We start from the raw sequence: 6556 nt of genomic DNA on the forward strand, positions 1-6556 counted from the left end.
TTCGTAAACTTTTGTAAAGGGCATGAGAGTAATACTTTGTTCGAACGTGATCTAAATCACGAATAGCCGCGAGCGATCTATTGCCTAAACAACAATGTTACACTCAACCCACCATCCACTCGGTTTGTGGCGATGGCTTTTCCTCCCATCATTCGCATCGATTCTTTTACTATTGCGAGCCCAAGACCATAGCCACCAAGCTTTTTGTCTCTGGAAGCATCCAATCGAGTAAATGGGTCAAAGATGTCGGATAATTTATCCTGTGGAATACCCGGACCATTATCAGCAATGGTCACAGCTAAGTAGTGGTGCTTATCGGTGGATTTATTTGTTAAGCACACATTAATCTGCGCAGAGTCGCCCGCATACTTGATCGCGTTACCAATCAAGTTGTTCAAACAGCGCACGACTAAAGTGTCGTCACACTGGGCTTTTGTCCTTGTCGCGTCCGATTTAAAAGTAAGAGTTTGTTGAGCTTTTAGGTCGATCTTGCAACGCTCAACCTGAGGAGCAAGCAGAACTTCTAAGTCGCTACGTTTCATCTCAGTATCGTAGCGAGCGTTCTCCAAACGGCTGATTTCGAGTATCTCACCAATCAAGTGATTAAGTTCATTTGCTTCTTCTTCCATGCGAGTGACAAGGCTTTGCTCATTCTCACCCACACGCTTTCGCAACAGATGTAACACCAAGTTCTGTCGCGCCAATGGTGTACGAAGTTCATGTGAAACATCACGTATTAATCGACGCTGTTTCTCAGCCAAAGAGTGGATTTCCTTGGTCATATGATCGAAGTCTTGCGCCAGTTCATTAAATTCTCGTGTGTTTGATTTCAGCTCATCAACCACACTGACAGTAAAATCACCATTTGATAGCCTCTTACTCGCCTCACGAAGTCGGTCTAAAGGTTGCTGTAAGTTCCTTGCCATTAATAGAGAAAACAGCGCCAGAATGACCGCTGCAATCACAACTTTCAGTATCGAAAAGTAGAGAATAAAGTCATGAGCTGGGTGTAAACGATGAGGCAGTTGGATGACCAAACTGTTGTTGCCCACAAGAGGAATACTGAAAATTGGGCGACTAACTCTGCCTTCTAGTTGTTCATCTAAACGTCTTTTAAACTTAAGTTTGAACTCAAAATGAGGGTGCATCAAGCGATGGGTAAGTGGGTGTTGATTTTCGTCTAACACGAATAAGTAAAAGTGTTGCGCATTCGCCCAATCCGCAAGCTCATCCATATCTCCGTCTTCGATCAAAACATTGGCTTGATGCGCTAAGTCCAACATTTCTGCTTTTACGCTCGCTGGTACTTTTAGCATTGCTTTTACTAAGGCTTGCTCAGCGACAGCTTGTACAGCAAGGATACTGATGACGATCGCCGTCATGTAAGTAAATAGCTTAAAAGCCAGACTATCTCGACGCTTGGCTATATAGGATGGGCACACAAATTTCATTAATTCGTCACAGCCTCTAGGTAGCTATAACCTTTTCCACGAAACGTTTTAATGTGCTGTTTGGACAATCCCGCTTCCACCAATTTACGACGAATATTACTGATGTGCATGTCTAAGTTGCGATCAAACGGACTTAGCTCTTTCTTCAAAACCTCGGTTTGCAATTCGGCTTTAGAAATCACAACGCCTTGGTTTTTTACCAAATAGCAAAGTAACTCTGCTTCAGTACCTGTCAGCGGCAAACTGTTCAGCTGATCACTGATACTTTGTACTGTGCAGCACATAGCTTGTCTTTGACGTTCTAATCCTACGCGACGAAGAATTGCTTTAATGCGCATCAACAACTCAGGTACATTAAAGGGCTTGCCGATGTACTGATCTGCGCCTGCTTGGTAGCCATCTAGCATCGAGTTCTCATCATTTAATGCCGTTAGCATGAGGATCGGCGTCGCGAAACGTTGACAGATACGACGCGCAACTTGCATACCATTTAGATTTGGTAGCATGACATCGAGAAGAACAAGATCAACCGGCGTCTTCTCCATGTATTGCAAAGCGCTTTCCCCACAATGGACAGATGAAACGGTGTAACCCTCTTCTTGTAACACCGCCTCCAATAATTCACACAACGGAACATCGTCATCTACGATAAGAACTCGGGACATTACCAATACCAACTCAAATAAAAATGGTTCGCATTCTATTACTCATTTGCAGATTAAACAACCATAGATTCTAAGGTTTCTGTACGAAAACTGGACATAAAAAAAGCCCATTTTTCAGTCAGCTTTTATCGCAAGAAATGCTGATTTTTTAATTACTTAAATCAACACTTTAAACCTGTTACTTTGGCGACATCTTCAACGATGCCTCGTAAGTTGATACTAATCGAATGAAGTGTATCTAGCTCTTCTTGTGTAAATGGATGAGTGAGTACTGACTCTGCACCTTTCTTGCCAACAACAGTAGGCAAACTCAATACCACGCCATTAACACCATATTGACCCGTCATCATGGTCCCTACAGGCAAAACTGATCGTTCATTGATCTTGATTGCCTGAATAATACGAAACACACTTGCAGCGATCCCATGAACGGTATTTTGTTTACGACGGAAAATCTCATACCCAGCTTGCTTCACAGCTTCGAGCAATTCTTCTGCATCGATACGCTCTACATTATTGGCATCGCAATAGAAATCTGCAGGTTGTCCTGCAATTGAAATCAAACTCTTTGGCGTAAAACAATTGCTACCATGCTCACCGAGAACATAACCAAAGATGTTCTTCGGGTCCAAATCCACGCGATTGGCAACAATGCTCATCAAGCGCGCAGTATCGATCACGCAGCCACTACTGATCACTTTGCTATTCTCAAAGCCTGTATTGGTTGCAATAAAGTGCGCGACAATATCACAAGGGTTAGATACAACAATGAGGGTTGCATTTGGAGCTACTCGTTCGACTTTACGTGCAATCTCAACACCTATCTTGGCATTGATTTCTGCAATATCAATTCGCGTCTGACCTTGCTTAATCTGCGCTCCCGCAGTGATTACGACAATATCAGCGCCGAGAAGATCGAGATAGTCGTCAGTAGGAATGATGTGAGTGTTTTTCGAGAAGGTCAGTGCAGTGGTATGACGGAAATCGAAGACTTCCCCTTCAGCACGCTCTAAGTTTTGGTCCAATAGAACCAACTCACTTACACTGCCCATGGTCAGTAAGTAATTACATACTCCAACACCAACGGCACCTGCGCCAATTACACCAATTTTCATACTTCTCTCCCTGATAATAAAAGTTATGCCCTCACTTTGCGTTCCCACTAAAAACTTGGGCAGTAAGAGCATAAAAGTCCAATCACTTTATGTTACCCAGAATACCTACCTAAGCTAGCCTTTCTCGACTTAATGACGTTTAAATGATGGAAATTTCTTCTTTATATATGCATCAATAACCATCATTTAATCACTTCATACATTTAAACTCTATTGCAGGTACAAAAAAGGAGTACAATTCTTTGCAGTTTCTAATTGAGAATAGACGTATATGACAACGCTATTGATTGGTCACCGAGGCGTGGCAGGCAAGTACCCAGAAAACACCAAAGTCAGTATTCAAGCCGCTATAGATTTGGGTCTTGATTGGGTTGAAGTTGATGTACAACCCACCAAAGACAATGTACTAGTGGTATGTCATGATCACACAGTAAACCGCTGCAGCAACGGCAAAGGTCGTGTTGATCAAATGACTTTAGCTGAGCTAAAAACGTTAGATTTTGGTGGTTGGCTCAGTACAGAGTTCAGCAATGAATCGATCATGACGCTGTCAGAGTTGCTGGGGCTCGCTGCGAAAAACAACCTAAATCTTAATATCGAAGTTAAAGTTGACCACCATTCAGCAGAGGATGTCGCGAAGATAGTCGCTAAAACCCTTTCTGAAGGACCATTGACCAAAGAATTTATCCTTTTGTCGAGCTTTAGTCACGACGTGATAAGAGCACTATACAAGCACTGTGAAGGCTACAGATTGGGGGTGCTAAGTGAGCTCTTTACCCGTAAAGACGGGCTACTGTTAGAAGAAGTCAACGCATACAGTTGCAACCTCAATATTAACTGGGTTCGTTCCCGTCAAATTAAGAAGCTGCAGCAAGCCGGATATAAGGTAATGTGCTATACAGTGAATAACCCAAACAAGTTGAAACACTTGCCGGCGCTAGATGGCATCTTCAGCGATCATCCAAGCCGCTTTATGTCTCAAGAATAGGGTTGAAACTAGTCGCTCCATTACCACTCAATGGTGATTGGCGTTCCCATTTTAACTAGCTTTATAAACTCATCCATCTCTTCATTGGTGATGGCGATACACCCATTGGTCCAATCAAAGCTCTGGATAAACTGAGGGGACTGTGTCTCGCCATTTTTGAGGCCATGAATCTTGATCTCTCCGCCCGGAGAGACACCTCTTCGGTGCGCTTCCAAGCGATCAATTACATCTGGATAACTGATGTGGACAGAGCGATAGAAAGCAGAATCGTTAATCACATAATCTAGAGTGTAATCACCTTCTGGAGTCCTGTTATCCCCTTCTTCCTGCTTGTGCCCTTTCGGATTAGCCCCTAACGCAATCCGATATTCTTTAACCACTTCGCCATTGTCCATTAGGTACATTCTGCGTTTTGATTTGTCTACTTTGACCAAGTCCACAGCAGCCTGTGTAAAAGGAACAAAAGAACAACACAAGATTAAAGACAACCATTTTACTGACATCGCCAGAACGCCTAACTCACCCATTCTAAGGGAACACAAAAAAGAGCAACCATGCTAGTCACAAGGTAATACTAAAGCAAACTTAATATGTGCAAATTTCACTACTCATTATGACTAACTTGGATTACTTTATAAGGAGATTACTTTATAAATTCAGCACAAATAGAGAGGGTATTATGCTCAACATTGCTTTTTTCAGTGCGAAATCCTACGACGAAGCGTCTTTCAATAAAATTAAAAACCATCGAGACTTCGAATTTCACTACCATGATTTTAGATTAACTTCAAAAACCGCAAAAATGGCTCAGGGCTGTGAAGTCGTATGTGCGTTTGTAAATGATGATTTATCCGCACCAGTACTTAAACAGCTTTCTCTTGGTGGGACCAGATTAATCGCGATGCGATGCGCAGGCTTCGACAAAGTCGATTTAGAAGCAGCAAAGGAGCTTGGACTTCAAGTAGTGCGCGTCCCGGCTTATTCCCCAGAAGCTGTCGCTGAGCATACTGTCGGTATGATGATGTGTTTAAATCGACGCTTACACAAAGCCTACCAGCGCACGCGTGATGCAAACTTCAACCTGGAAGGCTTGGTTGGCTTCAACTTCCATGGCAAAACCGTTGGCATTGTGGGTACAGGCAAGATTGGCATTGCAACCATGCGTATCTTTAAAGGTTTAGGCATGGAGCTGCTCTGCTACGACCCATATGAAAACCCTCTAGCATTGGAAATGGGCGCTCGCTACTGCTCTCTTGAAGAGATCTATGCGAACGCAGATGTCATTTCGCTACACTGTCCAATGAGCGAAGAGAACTATCATTTATTGAATGAGAAGGCATTCTCGCAGATGAAAGATGGTGTGATGATCATTAATACCAGCCGTGGTGAACTGCTTGATTCTGTCGCCGCAATTGAAGCACTGAAACAAGGCAAAATTGGCGCACTAGGTTTAGATGTTTACGACAACGAAAAAGACCTATTCTTCCAAGACAAGTCAAACGACGTCATTGTTGATGACGTGTTCCGTCGTCTATCCGCGTGTCACAACGTGTTGTTCACTGGACACCAAGCCTTCCTGACTCACGAAGCACTAAACAACATTGCCTCAGTGACTTTAAATAACGTGGATGCTTTCTTTGCTGGCAACGCGTCAGGTAATGAACTGATCAACTAAATCAATAGATCGAGCAGTATAGTAGAGCGTTGAATTTCAGCTATGCTATACTCCTCGACCATTAAAAATTTGAGTCCAATTACCATGAGCATAAAAACCGATATTCAAAAGCTGCACAACCGTTTAGATACTTGCCAACGCAAACTGGATGCGGCACGTTCTCGTGGTGATCATGAAATGATTACTAAGTTCACGAATGAAGTTGACGATCTAACGAAGAAACTTAACCAACTTAAGCACAAGCAAACATACGAACTTAACAAAGAGCGTAAGAGCCTGCTTGATATGCCATTTTCTCGTGAAATCACAAAAGCTGAGCAAGCAGACATTGGTAAGCTTAAGAAGCGTGTTCGTGGTCTAGTTATCGTTCACCCATTAACAAAAGTGGGTAAAGAATTGCGCCTAGACGTAATGACAGGTTTTGCTCCGAAAGAGTTCTAATCACTCTTTTAAACAACAGATATTAAAAAGCCCAAGCTGCTTAGCTTGGGCTTTTTTGTGCCTAAAATTCATAAAGTTAAGCTTAGAAAAATCACCATTATAGATATTGAGTGACACTGCAACCTGTTCGTTTTCAAATTCTCATAGTGGCAAAGCTTTAGCTAATTTCCAAATACTAAAAACGACAAAAGCCCCGCTATTTCTAGCGAGGCTTCTTAATA

Annotated in this window: 7 protein-coding genes; 3 read left to right on the plus strand and 4 right to left on the minus strand. The window is 42.7% G+C overall.

Going from position 1 to position 6556, the window contains the following annotated elements; translation table 11 throughout:
- Nucleotides 1-77: 77 nt before the first annotated feature.
- The 3 genes from VHA02S_RS07340 to VHA02S_RS07350 all read right to left on the minus strand — a co-directional run bounded on the left by VHA02S_RS07340 (nt 78) and on the right by VHA02S_RS07350 (nt 3231).
- Entirely contained in the window at nt 78-1451 is a 1374-nt protein-coding gene (locus VHA02S_RS07340; protein WP_038899469.1) for a sensor histidine kinase, read from the minus strand.
- Nucleotides 1451-2116: a response regulator transcription factor gene (locus VHA02S_RS07345; protein ID WP_005453247.1), complete on the minus strand. Its 666-nt coding sequence runs from the start codon at nt 2114-2116 to the stop codon at nt 1451-1453. The genes VHA02S_RS07340 and VHA02S_RS07345 overlap by 1 nt, the downstream gene beginning before the upstream one ends.
- Before the next feature lie 161 nt (nt 2117-2277).
- Complete coding sequence (locus VHA02S_RS07350) at nt 2278-3231, minus strand: lactate/malate family dehydrogenase (protein ID WP_038899470.1); 954 nt, start codon at nt 3229-3231, stop codon at nt 2278-2280.
- 271 nt (nt 3232-3502) lie between these two features.
- Here VHA02S_RS07350 and VHA02S_RS07355 point away from each other — a divergent pair, with 271 nt between their 5' ends.
- The gene (locus tag VHA02S_RS07355; protein ID WP_038899471.1) at nt 3503-4219 is read left to right on the plus strand and encodes a glycerophosphodiester phosphodiesterase family protein; all 717 of its coding nucleotides are present in this window, start codon (nt 3503-3505) and stop codon (nt 4217-4219) included.
- Nucleotides 4220-4239: 20 nt separating this feature from the next.
- Here VHA02S_RS07355 and VHA02S_RS07360 read toward each other — a convergent pair whose 3' ends face one another.
- A complete protein-coding gene (locus tag VHA02S_RS07360) occupies nt 4240-4722 on the minus strand; it encodes a L,D-transpeptidase family protein (protein ID WP_005453241.1) in 483 nt (160 codons plus the stop codon).
- Between the two features lie 176 nt (nt 4723-4898).
- On the opposite strand from VHA02S_RS07360, the gene VHA02S_RS07365 reads away from it, so the two are divergent.
- Together VHA02S_RS07365 and VHA02S_RS07370 are read left to right on the plus strand one after the other, a co-directional pair.
- A complete protein-coding gene (locus VHA02S_RS07365) occupies nt 4899-5894 on the plus strand; it encodes a 2-hydroxyacid dehydrogenase (protein WP_017817374.1) in 996 nt (331 codons plus the stop codon).
- A gap of 84 nt (nt 5895-5978) precedes the next feature.
- The gene (locus tag VHA02S_RS07370; RefSeq protein ID WP_005530256.1) at nt 5979-6335 is read left to right on the plus strand and encodes a YibL family ribosome-associated protein; all 357 of its coding nucleotides are present in this window, start codon (nt 5979-5981) and stop codon (nt 6333-6335) included.
- The last annotated feature ends 221 nt before the right edge of the window (nt 6336-6556 follow it).

Origin of the sequence: Vibrio harveyi NBRC 15634 = ATCC 14126 = KCTC 12724 (assembly GCF_001591145.1) — a bacterium.
GTDB lineage: Bacteria > Pseudomonadota > Gammaproteobacteria > Enterobacterales > Vibrionaceae > Vibrio > Vibrio harveyi.

Bases quoted from the DNA above. Each gene is read 5' to 3' on its own strand.
- VHA02S_RS07340 (WP_038899469.1), bottom strand. From the start codon at position 1,451: ATGAAATTTGTGTGCCCATCCTATATAGCCAAGCGTCGAGATAGTCTG.
- VHA02S_RS07345 (WP_005453247.1), bottom strand. From the start codon at position 2,116: ATGTCCCGAGTTCTTATCGTAGATGACGATGTTCCGTTGTGTGAATTA.
- VHA02S_RS07350 (WP_038899470.1), bottom strand. From the start codon at position 3,231: ATGAAAATTGGTGTAATTGGCGCAGGTGCCGTTGGTGTTGGAGTATGT.
- VHA02S_RS07355 (WP_038899471.1), top strand. From the start codon at position 3,503: ATGACAACGCTATTGATTGGTCACCGAGGCGTGGCAGGCAAGTACCCA.
- VHA02S_RS07360 (WP_005453241.1), bottom strand. From the start codon at position 4,722: ATGTCAGTAAAATGGTTGTCTTTAATCTTGTGTTGTTCTTTTGTTCCT.
- VHA02S_RS07365 (WP_017817374.1), top strand. From the start codon at position 4,899: ATGCTCAACATTGCTTTTTTCAGTGCGAAATCCTACGACGAAGCGTCT.
- VHA02S_RS07370 (WP_005530256.1), top strand. From the start codon at position 5,979: ATGAGCATAAAAACCGATATTCAAAAGCTGCACAACCGTTTAGATACT.